Below are 20337 nucleotides of genomic sequence, written 5' to 3'. Positions count from 1 at the left end.
TAGAACCTTAACGTTTTTGGACCCGTAATCGCCGGCTGAATCTTGTCTTGTAGTTATAAAAGCATAGCCATGGACCAAGAAAACTGGAAATTACTACTCGATTATTTATCTGCACAAGAGCAGGGCAATGTGCAGGAGCTGGCAGATTTGGAGGAGCGTTTGCAAAACTGGCTTCGTAAAGACCCTCAGCACCAACACGAGTTGGATCAGGCGATGTGGCTTTGGCAAAGTACGGCTATGGCACCTCAGGATGAATCCTGGAAAGCAAGTTTTGCAGACATCCAGACTTCATTGCAAACACAAAGACCTACAAGAAACAAAATATTTAGAATCTGGTCAGCAGCAGTAGCTGCAGTTTTGGCTGCAATAGCCATGTTTATCTTATTTAATAAAAGCGAGGAAAGGCTTTTACCAACTCATCAAACAGCCTGGATCACGAAAGTATCGGGACCTGGAAAGATTACCAATATCATGCTTCCGGATAGTACCGAGATTTGGCTAAATGCCGGAAGTAGCATCAGCTTTCCCAATAATATTAAACAGGCTTCTTTTAGATCAGTTAAACTGAATGGCGAAGCCTTCTTTAAAGTGAAGCGCGACCCTAAACATCCTTTTATCGTACATAGCTTAAATATCCAGACCCGGGTATTGGGGACAAGTTTTAATATCCGTGCATGGGGTAAATCTAGTCCTGAAGTAACAGTGCTTACCGGTAAAGTCGCTGTATCTCGGGATTCAGCAGGATTACAGTCGAAAGCGATTCACCTCATACCCAATCAAAAAGGTATTTGTGATTTAAAATCGGGGTTGCTACATCTTGAAAATGTAGAAGATGCGCATTCTGCCATTGGTTGGAGCGAAGGGAAAATGACATTTGATCAAACCCCTATGGAAGAGGTGTTTGAAGTAATAGAACGCCGATATGCAGTTAAGATTAAGACAGATCATTCTTTCAAGCCTTGCAAGCTCACCGCAAAATTTGATAACGTCAGCATAACTGAAGTATTGAAAACCATTCAAATGACTTTAGATATCAGTTACACCATTAACAAACAGACAATTTATATAAAAGGAGGTAAATGTAATTAGACACCTATACAAAAATAGCCGAAGCATGTTGGCGCACGCTTACGGCTAAGAATTTCAATTTTATTTTAACCCATCAATGATTAAAACATTCAAAGTTATGAAAAAGTCCGCAGTGACTAATCAATTAATTTTTAAAGTAATGCGTTTTTTTACCCTGATCTATATTTTTCTTTCTGTAATGCTCTTTGCGGGGCAGGCTTCGCCTGTGAAAGCACAGGATCTAAACAGTAGGATTAGTTTCAGCTTTAAACACGGTACCTTAACCGAATTACTTAAAAACATCGAAAAGAAAACTAATCTTTCTTTTGTTTACACAAATACTGACGCCATATTGAGTCGTCGCGTTGAAACCATTAAGGCCGATAATGAGTTGGTCAGTAGTTTGCTAAATCGCATATTGACACCTATGCAACTCACTTACCAGGTTCAAAACAACCAGGTTATTATTAAAAAAGCACTTCGCATTAAAGGTAAGGTAACTGATGAGAAGGGCTTACCTATACCTGGTGTGAGTATCATTGAAAAAGGTGTGGATAACGCAACTATAACCAATTTAAGTGGAGAATATAGCTTAAATGTAAAGGACGGTTCAGCTACACTTCTTTTCAGAATGATGGGATATCAGACCCAGGGGATCTCTCTAAACGGTCAGGCAGTAATTAATGTGAGCCTTGTACCTGATCAAACTGCACTTTCGGAAGTTGTAGTTACCGCATTGGGTATTAAACGCTCTGAAAAGGCTCTAGGCTATTCTATCGCAACTGTTAAAGGAAGTGATGTAAATACGGTTAAAGAAGTCAATGTGATCAATTCCTTGGCTGGGAAAGTAGCCGGTGTGAATGTAGTGAGTGCGGGTTCTGATCCAGGTTCTTCTGCTTTCATCACCATTCGCGGACAATCTTCTATTGCGACAGACAACCAACCGCTTTTTGTGGTGGATGGTGTTCCAGTGGCACATTCCTTACGTGCAACATCGGAGGTGGGACGTTCTTCAGTAGATTATGGTAGTCCCATTTCTGATATTAGTCCGGATGATATTGAGAGTGTTACCATATTGAAGGGTGCTAGTGCAGCGGCTTTATACGGCAGTAGGGCTGGAAGTGGCGTGGTGCTCATTACCACTAAGAGTGGTGCGACAAGCAAAAAAGGTTTAGGGGTGAGTTTCAGCTCCAATGCCATGTATGACAAGGCCTGGATGTTTCCTCATTTCCAAAATGAGTTCGGGGCAGGAGAATACACCGATGATCCGGCTGTTTCTATAACCTCAGCTTGGGGGCCGCGCCTGGATGTAGGTACCAAACACTTACAATGGAACAGTCCACTTGATGCCAATGGGAAACCAATACCTACGGATTGGGTGTCTCATCCCAACAATGCCAAAGATTTTTATGAGACTGGCTCAACTTATACCAATAACATAGCCATCACTGGTAAAAATACAGATGGCAATTACAGGCTTTCTTATACCAATTTGGTGAATAAGGGTATCGTTCCCAATACAGATTTGAGTAGAAATACTTTGAACCTGGCAGCCACTTATGTATTACATCCTAAAGTTAAAATTAGCACTAACCTGGGGTATGTAAACAATAAGAGCGATAACCGTCCATCGGCCTATCGGGAAAGCGTAACACAAATGCTTTATTCGATGCCTTCGAATATGAGCATTAAAGATTTGAGGAATTATTGGAAACCAGGCCGGGAAAATATAGAGCAATTCTCGCCAGACGATTCGGATAACCCATATTTTGTGGCTTACGAACATACCAATGGTTATGATAGAAACCGCATAACCGGAAATATACAGGCCGTAATTGACCTGACTAATGACCTGAGTTTGATGGCGCGTACTGGCCTTGATATGTATAATGAACAACATGAAACAAAGCGTCCTTTTAGCTCTAAACGTTTTAAATTTGGTGGTTATGGCGTAGATAATAGTTTCTTCAAGGAGCAGAATACTGATTTTCTATTGAGTTATAAAAAAACTTTAAATGAAGACTGGTCATTTAGTTTATCTGTAGGTGGAAACCAGATGAACCAAACTGCCAGAAGTACTGCTCAGCGTACCGAAAGCTTAAGTATTCCAGGTATCTACAACATTAACAATGCACAAGCAGGTACCATAACCAATTCTCAATACAACTCCCGCAAAAGGATCAATAGTTTGTATGGAATGGGACATGCTTCTTTTAAAGATATGGTGTTTCTGGATGTGACCGGAAGGAATGACTGGTCTAGTACACTTCCTGCCGAAAACAATTCTTATTTCTATCCTTCGGTTTCCTTAAGTACGGTGTTAACAGATGTGTTTAAAATCAAGTCCGATGTGTTGTCTTTTGCTAAAATCAGAGCAAACTGGGCGCAGGTTGGTAGTGATACTGATCCATACCAATTGTATAATACCATTCCTTTTAACCAGGATTGGGGTGATGTGAAAAGAGCTACTATTGAGTTTAACCTCAAAAATAATTTCTTAAAACCAGAGATTGCTACTTCGTATGAGTTTGGCGGAGATCTGCGTTTCCTCGACAGTCGTTTAGGACTGGATGTAACCTGGTATAAAACAAACAAAAGGAACCAGATCATCAACATCCCAACAACCATTGCGTCTGGCGCTTCTAATCGCTTGATCAATGCTGGTAACATTCAGAACAGTGGGTGGGAAATAGGCTTCTTTGCCGTTCCTGTAAAAGCAGCCTTGAAATGGGAAATGAATGTAAACTTCAGCAAGAATGAAAATAAAGTAATCTCATTGATGGAAGGTTTGCCTGAATACTCTATGGGGAGTGCTGATGGAGATAATATCCGTTACTTAATTAAAGAGGGCACCAAAATTGGAGACTTTTATACTCCGAGTTATACCAAGGTACCAACTGGGCCAAACGCTGGCGCGGCTTTATTAGACAAAACCGGGCATTACATTCGTAACAATGCCGAATATATCAAAGTGGGTAATTACAATCCGGATTTTACGGTGGGCTTTAACAATACTTTTAGCTATAAAAGCTTTACCCTTAATTTTCTTTTAGACTGGCGTAAGGGCGGTAATTTTTACTCTTATGTAGTTAAAAGTTTGATCAATGCAGGCCTAACAGATAATACCATTACTGGTAGAGATGCCGCGACTGGTGGTTTGCCATGGGTGGATTCGCAAGGTAAAAGTCGGAATGACGGAATGATTATCCCGGGTTATATCGCCAATGGTGATGGTTCATTCAGTGAGAATAAGGTCATCATTGCTGCCTCTGATTTTTACAACAATACTTACAACAAGTATTATGAACGCTTAACCTATTCTGCAACTTTCCTCAAGTTAAGGGAAGCATCCTTGACTTATGTGTTTGATAAAAAGCTATTGCGTAAGCTTCCAATCAGCAACCTTTCGCTTTCCTTAATCGGGAGAAATCTGTATACCTGGGCATCAAATGGTTTGGGCTATGATCCTGAAACTACCATGAGTGTTACTGAAGGCTTTAAATTGGGGGTTGGACACTGGACACTACCGGGAACACGCTCTTTTGGCTTTAAATTAAATTGTAATTTTTAATTACCAGCAGAAATGAAATTAGAATATAAAACCATTCTGGTGCTGTTTATGACCCTATTGGGGGCCTGCACTAAAGATTTTGAAAAAATCAATACCAACCCAAATTCTCCGGAAACCACTAATACCGAATTTCTGATGTCTGAAGTGGTATTGTCTACTGCTTATGCCTATCAGGAAAATGCAGTAGGTAGGAGACCGGCATCTGCAGCACGCTACCTTACACTGGTCCGCAATACTGGTTACGACCTTTTTGATTGGGGGCCTGTGGATTGGAATGATATTTATGCCCGTTTGTCTGTCAATAAGACTTTCATGGAAACTGCGCAGAAGCGTTCCGAAAATCAATATGTTGCGATCAGCAAAATTATAAAGGCTTTTAATTTCAGTTATTTAACTGATTTGTATGGAGATGTTCCATACTCTCAGGCACTGAAATCTAAAGAGAGCGGTGTAATTTATCCGGAATATGACCAGCAACAGGTGATCTATCCGGATTTATTAAGGGAGCTTCGTGAAGCCAATGAGCTTTTAAAGGGTACCCCTGGAGAAATTAATGCCAAAGCTGATGTGATGTTCAAAGGTAAGGGCTTGCAATGGCGTAAGTTTGCCAACACGCTACGTTTAAGGATGTTGTTGCGTATTTCCAAAAATTATGCTCCTGCCTTCACCGAAATGCAGGAAATCATCAATGATAAAACGGGCTTTCCCATTTTTGAAAGCAGTGCTGATAATGCTGAAATCCCTTATCTGGGCAATTTAGCTGCATACAGCTGGCCTGGTGGGCCTCTGGCGATGATCGATTTTGATTATCTGAAAACAAAAGTAAGTAAAGAGTTGGTTGATCGACTTGTTCAAAGAAACGATCCTAGATTGGCTGTTTGGGTTGAACCGGTTAAAAGTATAACAGGGTCAACAGTAGATCTCAATAGATATGTTGGTGTACCTAATGCGATTGATGCACCTGCTGCTTATAACGGTGGTGAAGATCATGTATCTGTTTTTTCTTCTACTTTTTTCAGAAAGAATGGTGCTAGTTCAAATCCTTTGTTGAAAGCCAGTTTGGTAACCTATACAGAGCAATGTTTTGTTTTGGCCGAAGCTATGCAAAAGGGTAAGCTAAATGTGTCTGGAGAAACTGCGGAGTCCATGTACTACAAAGCGATTAAAGAGTCGATGAGTAGTTATGCGGTAACGGCTCCTGTAAGTTATTACGACCAGGCTATCGTAAAGTATGACGGTTCATTGGAGCAGTTGATTACTCAAAAATGGATGGCTATGTTGTTCAAAGGCGCAGAGGGTTGGTTTGATCAGCGTCGTACTGGTTACCCTGCTTTCGTAACGGGGCCGCTTGCTGCTGGTCGTGGAATCCCAAAACGTTATGTTTTTCCAGATTCCGAAAGTGCCAAAAACAAACTCAACTACCAAAAAGCGGTATCTGCTTTCGGAGCGGACAAGGAGTCTACATTAATGTGGTCCCTTAAATAAATTAAACACACGAAAAATAATATGAATAGCTTAAAAAGATTGATAGGACTGATGATCCTGCTTGTTGTGGCGGGCCTCAATAAAACAAATGCTCAGGATTTTAATCCAAAACCTTTCCCAGATAGGGTGATTTTAACCTGGACCGGAAATCCTGAAGTGAGCCAGACCGTTACCTGGCGCACAGATACAACCATTACGGCTTCTAAGGCACAAATCAAAGCTGAGGATTCTAGTCCAGCTCTGGAAGAGTCTATCACTACCTATGATGCCGGATCTCGTGTTTTGTCTGGTGGAAATAGTTATGTCATTGCAAAATATCATCAGGTCACTTTTACCAACCTGAAGCCAGGAACAGTATATGCTTATCGTGTAGGGGCAGGCGATTATTGGAGTGAATGGTTTCAATTTACCACAGCATCTAGTACCAATAAACCCTTTTCTTTTATTTATCTGGGCGACGCTCAGAACGATATCCGTTCAAAGTGGTCTCGTGTAATCCGTAAAGCATTTGCACATCAGCCAGATGCCCGATTCATTATTCATACTGGTGATTTGATTAACCGTTCAAATAATGATAAGGAATGGGGAGAGTGGCATTATGGTGGTGGTTTTATTAATGGGATGATTCCTAGTCTACCTTCGCCGGGTAACCATGAATATGTAAGGGACGACAACAGAAAGTTGATTCTGGATCCGCACTGGGGTGTACAATATACCTTGCCGGGTAATGGCCCGAAAGGTTTAGAAGAGTCTGTTTATTACGTCGATTATCAGAACATGAAGGTTATTTCTCTGGATTCTCAAATGATTATTCTTGATGAGGCTTCTGCAAAGATTCAATATGAATGGTTAGAAAAGGTTTTAAAGGAAAACACGAAATTATGGACGGTCATCACTTTTCATCATCCTATTTTTTCTACAGCCAAAAGCAGAGACAATAAGGAATTCAGAGAACGGTTTAAACCGCTATTTGATAAGTATCATATAGACCTTGTTTTGCAAGGACATGATCATACTTATAGCCGCGGACAAAACCTGCCACGTGGATTGTCGGGCAGAGAAGCCAGCGGGCCAGTTTATTTGGTTTCTGTTGCTGGTCCTAAAATGTATAAAGTGGATGGTGCCAAATGGATGAATGTTTCATTGGAAAATACACAATTGTTTCAGGTTATTCATGTTGAGGGTGGTAAACTAAAGTTTGAAGCTTATAAAACCTCGGGAGAATTATTTGATGCGTTTTCTCTGAAAAAATCAAGTAAAAATAAAGCTGCAGAATTTACAGATATGAACCCTGCTGCAAAGTAATAATGATTTAAATGATGAATTATAAAACTAGCTTGTTGACGCTCTTATTTAGCTGTTTTGTTTTTATCACATTTGGGCAGCGGAGATTAGCTCCGCTCCCTGAATGTAAAAATGGCTTTATCGTGATCGCGCATCGTGGAAGCCATCTGACAAAACCCGAAAATAGTATAGCCGCAATTGAGGAGGCGATTGCACTTGGTGCTGATTATGTTGAAATAGATCTTCGCACAACGCGTGATGGTCATTTGGTTTTAATTCACAATGAAACCGTAGATCATACTACAAATGGTAAGGGTAGGATACAGGATCTGAATCTGAATGAAGTTGAAAAACTTGCTTTGAATGCTAAGGATGGGCAGATCTACAAGTTGCCTGATTTTAAGGACGCTTTAAAGGCTTGCAAGAACCGGATTAATATTTATCTGGATTTTAAGGAGGCTGATGTAGCGCAGGCATATAAAGAGATTAGGTCTGCAGGCATGGAAAAACAAATGCTCGTTTATATCAATAAAGCTGAACAGTATAAGTCCTGGAGAACCTTGGCTCCAAAAATGCCGCTAATGTCTGGCTTACCGAAGAATATAAAGACGAAAGAAGAACTGACTTCTTTTCTCGATAAAATGCCTTTGGAAGCGACTGATAATATTCCAAATGAAGCGCTTTTTGAAGCTATGAGGAATAATGGACTGTCTGTTTTTTTAGATGTACAAATGGCATATGAAGATCCTGTAAAATGGAAGGCAGCCATAGATAAAGGAGTTCAGGGCGTTCAAACTGATCATCCGCAAGCTTTAGTCGAATACTTACAAAGAAGTAATCTACGTAATGGTAAAAAAGCTCACTGAAAGGTGAGCTTTTTACGTTTAATATTTGCTGCATTTAAATATGACGCTTTTAAAGGTCGGAGAAATACGGATTATAGCAATGGTAAACAATCCGCATCCGGAAAAGCAGCTGGAATTTCCTATAGCCGGTTCGAAGCTTCAGCATACGGTTTTATGTATTTTTCAATTGATAAAAACCGCTTGAATGTACAGGCGATCGACGATTCCGGAAAAGTAATTTATGAGTCGACATTGAGTAAACGCTGATGTAGCTTTCGCATTTACATGGAAATATAAACTTTAATTGTTTGGCTAGGTTAAGACCTGGTCAAACAATAATTGAATCAGCCATTGAGGACGTACAAGATACCGTTTGTAAATGGAGAGTCGAGCGGCAATTTGTCGAACTTTTACAATCGTTGTGAGGTTATAGTAAATTTTGAGAAAGTGGTTAGTATTAGTGTTGAAGGCCCGCACTATACCTAGATTTAGTCCCTTAATAATTTGATAACAAAAAAACGATTTCATATGCAGTGTATTTAATATAATCCCCTCATTAATTTCATACGATTACTTTAAAATTGCCGGTAATATCTGGATCAATAAACCAACCAGATTAAAACCCAAACAAATTGTCATTATGAATTTTAAAAGGACACTCAGTGGAATATTACTGTTATTTATTCCCATCATGAGCAATTACACGGCACTTGCATCCACCCAAAAAGAAGCTGCAAGTACAATTTCTGTTGCAGAATTAACCATCAATGGCACGGTTAAAGATGCTAATGGACAACCACTCCCAGGAGTAACCGTTCTCATTAAAGGAAGTAAAAGAGGATCCTCTACCAATGGCGATGGTAAATTTACCATCAAAGCTCAGTCTACAGATATATTGGTCTTCTCATTGGTAGGCTACCAGTCACAAGAAATATCGGTAGCTGACAAAAGCACCATCAACGTAAGTTTAAAAGTTGAAGAAGCCGTATTGAACGAGGTAGTAGTTACTGCAATCGGTATCAAACAGCAAAAACGTAAATTGGGTTACGCAACTCAGGAAGTAAATACAGAAGTTCTGGACAAAGCAAAAACCATGAACTTCGGAAATGCACTTACAGGTCAGGTTGCCGGCTTAACAGTAAATAACCCTACAGGTATTTTTCAAAGTCCGCAGATCAGTTTAAGGGGCAAAACACCACTGATTGTCATTGATGGTATCCCGGTAGAGAGTAACTTATATGATGTCTCTTCTGCAGATATTGAGAATATTAACGTCCTGAAAGGCGTAACTGCATCTGCATTATATGGTTCAAGGGGTAAAAATGGTGCGATCATTATTACGACCAAAAGAGCTAAAGCAGACGGCCTGGAAATCAATGTGGGTACAAATAATATGGTTACTGCAGGATTTACCGTATTCCCGGAAACACAAACAGAATATGGTAACGGTTCCGAAGGTAAGTATGAGTTTTGGGATGGTGCCGACGGTGGTATATCTGATGGAGATATGATCTGGGGACCAAAATTTGGGACAGGAATTAAGGTAAGACAGTGGAACAGCCCGATCAGAGATAAACAAACCGGAACAGTTATTCCATGGTGGGGTAACGTTGCAGGAACCATTTACGACGATAAGGCGAGATATGAAAGAGTACCGACAGACTGGGTACGTCATGACAACCTCAATAATTTTCTGGGTACGGGCATCGTAACCGATAACCACCTGTCACTGGCATACAAAAGCGAAAATGCCCAGCTTTATTTTTCGGCAAAACAAGCCTTTCAAAAAGGACAAGTACCAAACACCAATTTGTCTACCGGCGGATTGAATTTTAGCGGAACCTATAACCTTGCTAAAAATCTTGTTGCCGAAGCCAGCTTATCTTACAACAAAGTGTATTCACCAAATTTCCCTCGTTATGGTTATGGCCCTAAAAACCACATGTATACCATTCTGATCTGGATGGGTGATGACGTAAATGGTCAGGAGTTGAAAGACCACATGTATGTTCCCGGGCTTGAAGGTTATAGACAAGCAAATTACAACTATGCATGGTACAATAACCCTTATTTTGCAGCTTATGAGCTGAATCAGGTGCACAATAAAAACACCGTGGATGGATTAATGAGGTTGGCGTGGACAGCTGCACCTGGTTTGACTTTACAAGCCAGAGCAAACCTGAGAACTTCGAACCTGTTCGAAGATAGGCAGAGTCCTAAATCTTACATGAATTACGATGATTCCAGAAATGGAGACTACAAAAACTGGAGCAGCAACCAGACAAACTTCGATGCCGATTTCTTAGCTACCTATACAAAAAGTCTGACCGAAAAAGTTGGTTTTACCTTAAATGCAGGAGCTTCAAAATTTACCAGAAATTACAGACAACAATACCAGAGTACTGACGGAATTATCGTTCCTTTTGTCTACAGCTTAAACAATACACAAGGTCCTGTTCAAGCTTCCAATTCCTTAGAGGAAAAAGAAATACAGAGTGTTTATGGTTCTGCCAACCTGGATTTATTTGATGCAGTTTACCTGAATGTAACCGCACGTAACGACTGGTCTTCTACCCTGCCTGCAGGTTCAAATTCCTATTTCTATCCATCGGCCTCCATCAGTACCATTGTATCTCAATACCTAAAAATGCCAAAGGCGATAGATTACGTAAAACTGAATGCATCATGGGCAAAGGTATCTAACGATTTAACACCATATAGCATCCAGTCCGTTTATACAAAGGATGTAACTTACGAAAGTACACCTTCGGTAAGTTATGGATCGGGGCTGGTAAACCCAAACATCAAACCCGAAAAATCTACCTCGTATGAGCTGGGCTTATCCTCAACGCTCTTTAAAAACAAATTGAGTATAGACTTTACTTATTACCACATTTTAGATGAGAACCAGATCATCGATCTGAATATATCACAGGCTTCCGGATTTAGTACGCGCAAAGTAAATGGAAACAAATACCAAACCAATGGTTATGAAGTAGTATTGGGTGTTAAGCCAATTGTAAACCCGAATTTTAGCTGGAACTTAAATCTGAACTGGTCGTCTTCGATCCGAAAGCTGACTGAGATTTATGGCAACAACCCTAAATTCGGAAACCTGGTAGTGGGCGACCGTGCAGACAGCTACTATTCTACAGTTTGGGAAAAAAGTGCAGACGGTCAGCTAATCCTTGATGCCAACAGTGGTTTGCCGATTAGAGATCCATTCCAAAGAAAAGTTGGCAACATTGATCCAACCTGGAGAGTGGGCTTCTTAAATAGCTTTAAAATTAAAGATTTCACAGTTAATGTAGACATTGATGGTGCATGGGGTGGCCTGATGAACTCTACTACCATTGAGAAAATGTGGTGGGGAGGAAAACATCCTGCATCAACAGAATACCGTGACCAGGAGTATGCGGCAGGTAAACCTGTTTATGTGCCAACTGGTGTGGTGGTAACTGGGGGAAGTCTGACACGAGACATTAGTGGAAACGTAGTTTCAGATACCCGTACTTATGCGCCAAATACAAGGGCAGTAAGCTGGCAAACATGGAGTCAGCAATACCCATACAGAGCTAGGGTAACGGAAGAAGAAAACAGCAAATTTGCCAATACGTTCGACCGTTCGTTCATTAAGCTCCGCAGGGTTTCTGTTGGATACGACATGACAAAATTGATTAAAATGGGTAAAGTAAAGGCACTAGATGTGAGTTTATATGGTTATAACCTGGCCATGTGGAAAAAAATGCCATACCTGGATCCTGATTTCGGGACGGATTCTGATTTACAAGATCCATCATCCAGATACCTTGGCTGTTCTATTAACCTGAAGTTTTAACATCATCAACAAAAACAAGAATGAAGAATTTATTCAATATATGCGTAATAGCAGCCTGTCTTTTTACCGTTTCGTGTAAAAAAGACCTGGTAGAATTAAATACAAATCCCAATAATGCGAAGGAAACGCATCCTCAACTGTTACTTACAAAAATTGAGTGGACCGCGTTTCAGGAATTTGGTGGCACCGGTCCGCTTTATGCGAACAAAATGTTGGTTCAGAGTGATGGTGAAAACCTGGAACAATACTACAAATGGAACCGTTCTAATTTTGATGCTTTTAACAATTTAAGAAATGTGGTTAAAATGGATGAAGAAGCCACAAAATTAAAGCTAACATCATATAATGCCTTGGCTAAATTTTTCCGCGCTTACTATTTCTATAACTTAACACTTACTTTTGGAGATATTCCTTACAGTCAGGCATTAAAAGCAGAAAACATCAGCCCAATTTACACACCAGCTTACGATACACAGAAAGAGGTTTTTAAAGGAATTTTAGCGGAACTTAGTGATGCAAATAACCTGTTAAAGAATGATAACTCCGAAATCTTAGGTGATATCATTTTCGGAAAATCAACCCAAAAATGGCGTAAAGCCATCAATGCTTTACGGTTAAAAGTACTACTTACCTTATCAAAACGCACTGGCGAAACAGATCTTAATATCATCAATCAATTCGCTTCAATTTATGCGTCTGAACCGCTATTTGCTAAGGATGAAAGCGCAAAATTGGTTTTTCTGAATCAAATCAATAACAGGTACCCTGAGTTTAATTCTAGTGGTTTTGGTTCTGGTATGTATATGGATATGACCTTTGTAGAACGTTTAAAAGACAGAGAAGATCCACGCCTGTTCCTTTTCTGTACCCAAACCAGATTAGGAAAAGAAGCAGGTAAAGCCATCTCCGATTTTTCATCTTATGAAGGCGGTGATCCTGCAGCTCCGTATGCAGAGACCAATGTTAAAGCGGTAGCGGGAAGAGTATCTAAAGTTAATGAACGCTATCATAAAGATCCGGTAAACGAGCCAAGAATCCTGATCGGTTATGCAGAACAGGAGTTGATCCTGGCAGAAGCGGCTGTAAAGAACTGGATCACAGCAGATGCTAAACAGTTGTACGAAAACGGTGTAAAAGCAAACTTCAAGTTTTATGAAAATAGTGTAGCGCTTCTGGCCAGTTCAGCAAGTCTTGCTCCTTATGTTAATGAAAATGCCGCAGAGATTTATCTGACTAAACCGCTCAATAATTTCTCCCTGGCCTTGAGTACTGAACAAAAAATAGAGCTAATCACCACACAGAAATATTTTCAAACTTATTTCCAAGGTGGATGGACAGCCTTTTTTAGTAATCTGCGTACTGGCTATCCAACATACCGAAGACCAGCAGGGGTAAACATTCCCTTTAGATGGATTTATCCGCAATCTGAATACAACAATAATAAAGATGAGGTAAATAAAGCCATTACCCGCCAATTCGGTGTAAACAATGACTTAATCAATCAACCTACCTGGTGGATTAAATAAATAATATATCAATATATTGCGTGGTCAGAAATGGCCGCGCTTTTGTTTCTAATAGCAATTATGGAATCAAGAAGAGATTTTTTGAAAAAGGCAAGTTTATTTGCCGGACTGACAACAGTTGCCAATGTTATTCCTCCATCGCTGTTGAAGGCGATGTCTATTGAAGCAGCAGCAGGCAGCAGTTATAAGGATGCCGAACATGTTGTATTTTTAATGCAGGAGAACCGTTCTTTTGATCATGCCTACGGTACACTTAAAGGAGTAAGGGGATTTAATGACCCCAGAGCACTCAAACAGGTTAATGGAAATCCGATCTGGTTTCAACGAAACAAAGCCGGACAAAACTTTGCACCGTTCAGACTGGACATTAAAAATTCTAAATCGACCTGGATGGGTTCCCTCCCACATTCATGGAGTGATATGGTTGGCGCGCGTAACCTAGGTAAGATGGATAATTGGCTTGAAGCTAAAAAAGCAGGCAGGGAATATGCGCAAATGCCATTAACTATGGGGTATTATGATCGAAAAGATATCCCTTTTTATTATGCGTTAGCAGATGCATTTACTGTATGTGATCAGCATTTCTGTTCTACACTGACTGGTACCAGTGCGAACCGAACTTTTTTTTGGTCTGGTTCCATCAAAGAAAATCCGCAGGATGTGAAATCTGTTCCTCATGTACACAATGGGCAGATTGATTATAAAGATGTAAACTGGAAAACATATCCCGAACGTTTGGAAGAGGCACAAATCCCCTGGAAAGTCTATCAAAATGAATTGAGCCTTCCTGTGGGATTTAAAGGTGAAGAAGATGACTGGCTGGCAAACTTTACAGACAACAGTCTGGAGTTTTTCAAGCAATACAATGTGCGTTTTCATCCGGCACACGTTAACTACGTGCAGAAACTCATCGCTGATCTTCCATCGGAAATACAACATTTGGAAGCTAAATCACCTAAGAGTGCAGAGGAAGAAAAGCAATTGCAATCGAAAAAAGAAAATTTAGCAAAAGCCCAAGAAGCTATTAAGACCTGGAATAAGCAGGGTTTTGATAATTTAACTAACTTTGAAAAGAACATTCATAAAAGGGCTTTTGTTACCAATCAGAATGATCCTGACTACCATAAGGTTGAAAACATTGAATACGATGACGCAGGGGTAAAACGGGAAATGACGGTGCCTAAAGGCGACATTCTTCACCAATTCAGAAAGGATGTGAATAATGGAGATTTGCCTATGGTATCTTGGTTAGTTGCCCCATGTCGCTTTTCTGATCATCCGGGTTCGCCTTGGCATGGTGCCTGGTATATCTCCGAAGTGCTGGACATATTGACCAAAAATGAAGAGGTTTGGAAAAAGACCATTTTTGTATTGACTTATGATGAAAGTGATGGCTATTTCGACCATCAATCTCCTTTTGTTCCGCCTCACAGTAGACGTCCATATACTGGGAAAACCTCCGCAGGAATCAATACAGAAACTGAATTTTCCGGCTTTGATCCAAAACTCGAACAAAATGAAGGTGCAGATAGTCCGGTTGGACTAGGTTTTAGAGTGCCTATGGTTATTGCTTCGCCATGGACAAAGGGTGGATATGTAAATTCGCAGATATTTGATCATACCTCCTGCCTGCAATTTTTAGAACATTTTATCGAGGTCAAAACAGGTAAAAGTGTGAAAGAAACCAACATAAGTTCCTGGAGAAGAAGCGTATGTGGGGATCTTACTTCTGCATTTCGCCCAGCTAATGAACAGGCCCTCGAAATTGGACACCTCGATCGTAATCGATTTATTGAGAGTATTTATGCTGCAAAAAATAAACCGCTTCCAGGAAATTTCAGGGCAGTTCAGCAATCAGCTATTGATGAGGCGATAAAAAGAGGCAATATCGGCGATTTGTATCCGGCACAAGAACCTGGTACAAAGCCTTCAAATGCTTTGCCTTATCAGCATGAGGTAAATCTTGAGCAAAATGTAAAGGGTATATTGGAAATAAAGTTTTCGGCAGAAAATTCTGTATTTGGGAAGAAGAGTGCTGCTGGAGCTTTTCAGGTTTATGCTCCTGGCAAATTCAACTTAAAAAAGGAAAAGACTACTGAGGAGCTGGAAATGAACCAGTGGAATTTCTGTGTATTACCAGGTGAACAGATTAGTTACGAGTGGAAGCTCGATGATTTTATTGGAGATAACTATATGCTTGAGTGTTATGGTGCCAATGGTTTTTTCAGGTCATTCAAGGATGCGAAGAAGCTCGCTGGTTTGAATGTAAGAGTGTCACCGAAAATGCTGAATGTTAAAAAATCAACTAGAGATGTACGTATTGCAGTTCTTTCTCAAAAACAGGAGAGGGTAATTATTACAGATAATGCTTATGGAAATAGGATGCAAACAATGGTACTAAAAGCTGGAAAACCGACAGTATTCATCATTGAGTCGGGCAGATCAGGTGGATGGTATGATTTTACCATAACATTAGGGGGCAATGACGCCTTTAGTCAGCGTTATGCGGGAAGAATTGAAAATGATTTAAACAGCATTTCTGATCCAGCAATGGCCAAACGTAAACCTTAAAAAATGTCCTGTTTTGATGGATTTTTTTAACTTACAGTAAGTTAGGTTTTTGTGAATTAAAAAGGCCTAGTTCGCAAACTAGGCCTTTTGTAGCCCACCGCGAAAGATTCACGAACCAATTTGTGGAAGATTTGCAGCGTCTGGCCAATATTAGCAAGTTTTGAGGTAGTTCGTAAATCTTCTGCTGGAGGTTCTTCTATCTTCAATTGAAGATTTTTTTGCTGGCTGCTTTTTAATGTGGCGGGATATCTTGACCTTTATTTTTTTACAATCTCCGTTTTCATCTTCTTCCCATTGATTTTCTCCAATTAAATAATAGTTGCCGTCTTCTTTAGTTATCCTATTTTCAAAATCTAGATTTTCTGATATAAATGCTTTGGTTTTTGCAATTTCATTCCACTTTCTGTCTTTAAAAGACCAAACCGAAATATTATTCCAGTAACCTTCATTGGTTCGAGAAAAAATTATTATTTCATTTGCTTTATCGTCATTCAAATCTTCCGTTTTAGAAATAAAAATCCCCAAACTTTGGTCAAAGCTTATTTTGGGAATATTTCCTGTAAATTCAATATTTATCAAACAATTACTTTGTCCGCATTCAATTTCATCAGTTTCTATATTCCGTTTCAAACTTATAAATGCAGTGTCATTTTCTTTGTCATTATTGATATTACCAATAAAAAACTTTTTGTTTTCTATTTCAATTTTTGTTTGAACAGTTTTTTCTGTTTCCGTTTTTTTAGTTTCACAACCAAAAATTACTAAAAGCAAAATTAAAAGTCTAAATTTCATATTGAATTTCATTTTATTCCGCCAAACTGAGGGGGAAGCACAAAAGCCGAATTTATTACTAATGTTCAATAATAGTACAACTGTCGAACTTTTGCTGGTCAGCCCCGCATTAATGTCAAATTGTGGAGGCTGACCCGCATTCTTTAGAGATAGATTTTATTTTTCAATGGGCTTTTTTCACTATTCAGGAGATCGTCTGCGATTTGTATCATTCCATCGTTGTTTGAACCACCCCAAATTGCTCTTCCGAAAATATAACTGGTTGTGTATTCTTTCCAGGTTCTGCAATAGTTTCTTAGCTCTGTATGTGATTTCTGTAAATATTCTATCAATTCTACTTCAGAAATATAGCCTGCTTCGTAACAACAGCGGGATAAAAATGCGCCTCTTCCATAATTCCAGGCAGTGTCTCTTATATTTTTAATAGCTGAGAAATTCTGGATTACATCCTGTTCTATAAGCTCGGGTACAACATTGCTTAATTTTCGATATATTTCTAAATAGTGTTTAAAAACTTCTTCTTCACCCGGTAAATTGGATTTTAAAATAGCTGCGTAATTCTCTCTATCTTCAAAGGCATTATACACAATATCTAAGTACTCGTCTCTATTTCTACTTTGCAAATCTGAAAGAATTTCATCCGCATCATTTTTATCAAAGATTTGCCAATAATCTTCTAAAATTGTTTTTAATGTCCCTTTATCAAGTCCGGTTTCATAAGAATTAAGATAGGCAGATTGTTGTTCTGCATACATTGAACTAATTAACAGATGGTCTAACTGTAGGCCAATTACTACATTTTTATCGTTTAACCTTATATTTTTAAATGCGTTAATAAATTTCGAAAATATGCTCATATAACTATGCTAATTGCAGATTTTGGAACTTGTCTTGCAATATTTTCACAAATTTTTCACCCACAACTTGATATTTGGCTCTTGTCATTAACTGTTTGTTCAAGTTTAAAATATCCGTTGGGTCTGGTACATAATTTAATCTGTCGTGTATTTCAAGTGACAAAGGAGTACCATCGATGTTAAATGTGATGATGTGTATTTTTGGTAAATATTCTTCCGAAGATTTTGAGTAAGCACCTAACTGCGATTTTAATATACCTCCATATTGAAGCTTTGCTTCTTCAATTCGAAAAATGTCAAAAACAATATGTTCATCTAATTCGCCAACAGTATTGGTACTGAAAAAATGTAAATCACTGCCGCTTAACACCCAAAAACATTCGGTTTCTATTCGTCTAAGCTTTACACCAATTGCAGAGAGTGCTACGTTTTTTATGCCATCACTTATAATATCCTGGACTTTATTTGCTGTAGATTGAGGTACAGATGCAGAGGTATACGCATCTATTGATTTTCCTTTCATCCATTGCTTTATTTGCGGGAAATCTTGTGCTAAAACTTCTTGTTTGTAAGCATCATATTTATTTCTTTCAAAATCTAAGTCTATTTCTGATTTTGCTGATTGGTGCTTTTTGTTCATATATATCATAAAACACACACCTGCAATTACTAGTACTACTGGAATTAGAAATAATGGATTCATAAAGCTATTTAATTTAAATGTTAACTGGTTTTACCTCTCCATCTTTCTTCTTTGAAGGAATACTTCCCCAAATCAATAGCGCAACAATAATTGAAAAAACAAGTTTTCCTCCAGCTTTTTTCCAAAAAGACAACGGACTTTGTGCAGTTTCAACATCAAAATTATGTTTCTCTTTTAATATTTTGGCTGCTTGAGCATCAATTTCAAAATACGTATTATTTGAAATATCACTCAATACATATCTTCCTTTAGTGTTCCAAATAGACATCCAAAGAATACCATATTCATTATTAAGATAAGATAGGTTTACTTTTTGGCCTGCCAATTTTTGAATTTCAGAATCTGTAGGCAATTCTTGAATTGTTTGTATTGTTTCACAAGGAATACAAACTGGAATTTTTGCTTTTGCTGATACAATAGTTATTGTGCAAAATGCGATGAGTGCGGTTAAAAGTACTTTTTTAGTCATATATGTTTTGTTTATTTATTTCGTTATTGATTTCAATATGATGTCGCTCAACTTCCAGGCTATCATAAGCTAACGTTTGGTAATAAGTGATCCAAACAAGCAAAATTTGTGCCACTATTTGTTAATTTTCGAGGTGCAAAAGTAATGTTTTTTAATGCAGAGTGTAATAATTGATTTTTGTTTGTAGATGACTTCTACTAATGAGAAATTCGCCAAGGGTAGCCACCTAATCCGCATTTAAGCTGTTTGAATTTGTGCAACTTTTATTGGACTAATCCTAACTCGAATAAGCTACACCGGTTAGGTTACGTAAATAAAAAATAAATACTGAAATTATTAATACCTTCGTAGCAAGGAGGTTGTTCTGCTTCCAATAAGGATAATAAAATGGCAAAAAAGATACTTCTGTGTGTCACAACTTTAATCTGCGCCTCAGTCTCTGGTTTCTGTCAGGAGAAAAAAGAGCCTAATTTTATTCAATACGTTGTACAACCTGAGGTAGAGATCGGAAAGACTACAGATTTTTATGTGCGTTTTGCCACTAAACCAGACAGTATCTGGTCGGAGACTGATCAGATAAACGGATTAATCTTAACCGATGGCTTAAGCCGGATCGTAGGTAAGGTAAATGAAAGTAATTTTATTGATGAAAATGGCAAAAAGAAGTCCTATTTTAATTTTTATACTTATGCGAAGCCTGAAAAGCTGGGGAAGATAGATTTTCCAGTGTTGACCATGAAAGTAAAGGGGAAGGAATACAAAACACGCCCATTTTCTATCCATGTGGTTCAGCAGCTAACGGTGGGTGCTGATGCAATTAAGTTAGCATTGACTTCCGATAAAGCAGTGTACAGTCTTAAAGATACCATTGTCATCAGCCTTTATGAATACAGTCGGTTTATAACGATTACAAGAAAAAAAAACAAGGCAAAGAAGGGATCGTTAACCGGGAAAGATAATGAAATTAGGATTTCAGGAGAAACAACGCTGGATGATATTGCCGGTATTAGAGGTTTGGAAAGCTATGTAGCTAAGAACTTTGAATTAGTTGATTTTGATTGGGATGCAACGGGGAATCGCAAAAGCATTGAAAATATTAACGGTACCAGTTATGTAAAAACGAAAGTTTTTACAGCCGGTCTTGTGGCTAAAAATAAAGGTGAATTTAAAATAGAACCCAGCGAATTTGAGTATGAGGTGTATAAAAGCAATACAGACTATTTTAGCAAATTTGAGCCCCAGGATAACGGTAGGTATAAGGTAACAGACAAGGGCGCAACGCAACTCCAGGTTAAATCCCAGGCCATTGAATTTAAAGTAAAATAAAG

14 protein-coding genes are annotated in these 20337 nt (G+C 38.8%); 10 read left to right on the top strand and 4 right to left on the bottom strand.

Annotated features, from left to right (window positions below; translation table 11 throughout):
• Positions 1-69 precede the first annotated feature (69 nt).
• The 9 genes from BLS35_RS27015 to BLS35_RS26980 all read left to right on the top strand — a co-directional run bounded on the left by BLS35_RS27015 (position 70) and on the right by BLS35_RS26980 (position 16188).
• Positions 70-1089: a FecR family protein gene (locus tag BLS35_RS27015; protein ID WP_090787712.1), complete on the top strand. Its 1020-nt coding sequence runs from the start codon at positions 70-72 to the stop codon at positions 1087-1089.
• Between the two features lie 97 nt (positions 1090-1186).
• Positions 1187-4639 (top strand): SusC/RagA family TonB-linked outer membrane protein, encoded by a 3453-nt coding sequence (locus BLS35_RS27010; RefSeq protein WP_175459642.1) that lies wholly within the window; start codon positions 1187-1189, stop codon positions 4637-4639.
• A 12-nt stretch (positions 4640-4651) separates the two neighbouring features.
• A complete protein-coding gene (locus BLS35_RS27005) occupies positions 4652-6124 on the top strand; it encodes a SusD/RagB family nutrient-binding outer membrane lipoprotein (RefSeq protein WP_090787706.1) in 1473 nt (490 codons plus the stop codon).
• Positions 6125-6145: 21 nt separating this feature from the next.
• On the top strand, positions 6146-7429 hold the full coding sequence (locus BLS35_RS27000; protein ID WP_090787703.1) for a purple acid phosphatase family protein: 1284 nt from the start codon (positions 6146-6148) through the stop codon (positions 7427-7429).
• Positions 7430-7440: 11 nt separating this feature from the next.
• Positions 7441-8274 carry a glycerophosphodiester phosphodiesterase family protein gene (locus tag BLS35_RS26995; RefSeq protein ID WP_090787700.1) on the top strand — a complete coding sequence of 278 codons (834 nt, stop codon included), beginning with the start codon at positions 7441-7443 and terminating at the stop codon, positions 8272-8274.
• 3 nt (positions 8275-8277) lie between these two features.
• On the top strand, positions 8278-8520 hold the full coding sequence (locus tag BLS35_RS27620) for a hypothetical protein (protein WP_132226086.1): 243 nt from the start codon (positions 8278-8280) through the stop codon (positions 8518-8520).
• Positions 8521-8893: 373 nt separating this feature from the next.
• A complete protein-coding gene (locus BLS35_RS26990; RefSeq protein WP_207909200.1) occupies positions 8894-12091 on the top strand; it encodes a SusC/RagA family TonB-linked outer membrane protein in 3198 nt (1065 codons plus the stop codon).
• Positions 12092-12111: 20 nt separating this feature from the next.
• Positions 12112-13617, top strand: coding sequence for a SusD/RagB family nutrient-binding outer membrane lipoprotein (locus tag BLS35_RS26985; RefSeq protein WP_090787697.1), 1506 nt, complete (start codon positions 12112-12114; stop codon positions 13615-13617).
• Between the two features lie 60 nt (positions 13618-13677).
• On the top strand, positions 13678-16188 hold the full coding sequence (locus tag BLS35_RS26980; RefSeq protein ID WP_175459641.1) for a phosphocholine-specific phospholipase C: 2511 nt from the start codon (positions 13678-13680) through the stop codon (positions 16186-16188).
• Between the two features lie 150 nt (positions 16189-16338).
• Here the strand turns inward: BLS35_RS26980 and BLS35_RS26975 are convergent, their stop codons facing one another.
• The 4 genes from BLS35_RS26975 to BLS35_RS26960 all read right to left on the bottom strand — a co-directional run bounded on the left by BLS35_RS26975 (position 16339) and on the right by BLS35_RS26960 (position 19009).
• On the bottom strand, positions 16339-16980 hold the full coding sequence (locus BLS35_RS26975; protein ID WP_132226087.1) for a hypothetical protein: 642 nt from the start codon (positions 16978-16980) through the stop codon (positions 16339-16341).
• 143 nt (positions 16981-17123) lie between these two features.
• The gene (locus tag BLS35_RS26970) at positions 17124-17837 is read right to left on the bottom strand and encodes a DUF1266 domain-containing protein (protein ID WP_090787691.1); all 714 of its coding nucleotides are present in this window, start codon (positions 17835-17837) and stop codon (positions 17124-17126) included.
• 4 nt (positions 17838-17841) lie between these two features.
• Positions 17842-18540 carry a hypothetical protein gene (locus BLS35_RS26965; RefSeq protein WP_090787688.1) on the bottom strand — a complete coding sequence of 233 codons (699 nt, stop codon included), beginning with the start codon at positions 18538-18540 and terminating at the stop codon, positions 17842-17844.
• Between the two features lie 13 nt (positions 18541-18553).
• Positions 18554-19009 (bottom strand): hypothetical protein, encoded by a 456-nt coding sequence (locus tag BLS35_RS26960; RefSeq protein ID WP_090787685.1) that lies wholly within the window; start codon positions 19007-19009, stop codon positions 18554-18556.
• Between the two features lie 387 nt (positions 19010-19396).
• Here BLS35_RS26960 and BLS35_RS26955 point away from each other — a divergent pair, with 387 nt between their 5' ends.
• Positions 19397-20335, top strand: coding sequence for a BatD family protein (locus tag BLS35_RS26955; RefSeq protein WP_090787682.1), 939 nt, complete (start codon positions 19397-19399; stop codon positions 20333-20335).
• Positions 20336-20337: the final 2 nt, after the last annotated feature.

This window comes from Pedobacter sp. ok626 (assembly GCF_900100435.1).
Classification (GTDB): Bacteria; Bacteroidota; Bacteroidia; order Sphingobacteriales; family Sphingobacteriaceae; genus Pedobacter.
This window is presented reverse-complemented; position numbering and strand designations above follow the sequence as displayed.

What these genes read in the sequence shown, in the direction of transcription:
- BLS35_RS26980 (WP_175459641.1), top strand. Translation starts at nt 13,678, where the DNA reads ATGGAATCAAGAAGAGATTTTTTGAAAAAGGCAAGTTTATTTGCCGGA.
- BLS35_RS26975 (WP_132226087.1), bottom strand. Translation starts at nt 16,980, where the DNA reads ATGAAATTTAGACTTTTAATTTTGCTTTTAGTAATTTTTGGTTGTGAA.
- BLS35_RS26970 (WP_090787691.1), bottom strand. Translation starts at nt 17,837, where the DNA reads ATGAGCATATTTTCGAAATTTATTAACGCATTTAAAAATATAAGGTTA.
- BLS35_RS26990 (WP_207909200.1), top strand. Translation starts at nt 8,894, where the DNA reads ATGAATTTTAAAAGGACACTCAGTGGAATATTACTGTTATTTATTCCC.
- BLS35_RS26965 (WP_090787688.1), bottom strand. Translation starts at nt 18,540, where the DNA reads ATGAATCCATTATTTCTAATTCCAGTAGTACTAGTAATTGCAGGTGTG.
- BLS35_RS27010 (WP_175459642.1), top strand. Translation starts at nt 1,187, where the DNA reads ATGAAAAAGTCCGCAGTGACTAATCAATTAATTTTTAAAGTAATGCGT.
- BLS35_RS26985 (WP_090787697.1), top strand. Translation starts at nt 12,112, where the DNA reads ATGAAGAATTTATTCAATATATGCGTAATAGCAGCCTGTCTTTTTACC.
- BLS35_RS27005 (WP_090787706.1), top strand. Translation starts at nt 4,652, where the DNA reads ATGAAATTAGAATATAAAACCATTCTGGTGCTGTTTATGACCCTATTG.
- BLS35_RS26960 (WP_090787685.1), bottom strand. Translation starts at nt 19,009, where the DNA reads ATGACTAAAAAAGTACTTTTAACCGCACTCATCGCATTTTGCACAATA.
- BLS35_RS27000 (WP_090787703.1), top strand. Translation starts at nt 6,146, where the DNA reads ATGAATAGCTTAAAAAGATTGATAGGACTGATGATCCTGCTTGTTGTG.
- BLS35_RS27015 (WP_090787712.1), top strand. Translation starts at nt 70, where the DNA reads ATGGACCAAGAAAACTGGAAATTACTACTCGATTATTTATCTGCACAA.
- BLS35_RS26995 (WP_090787700.1), top strand. Translation starts at nt 7,441, where the DNA reads ATGATGAATTATAAAACTAGCTTGTTGACGCTCTTATTTAGCTGTTTT.
- BLS35_RS26955 (WP_090787682.1), top strand. Translation starts at nt 19,397, where the DNA reads ATGGCAAAAAAGATACTTCTGTGTGTCACAACTTTAATCTGCGCCTCA.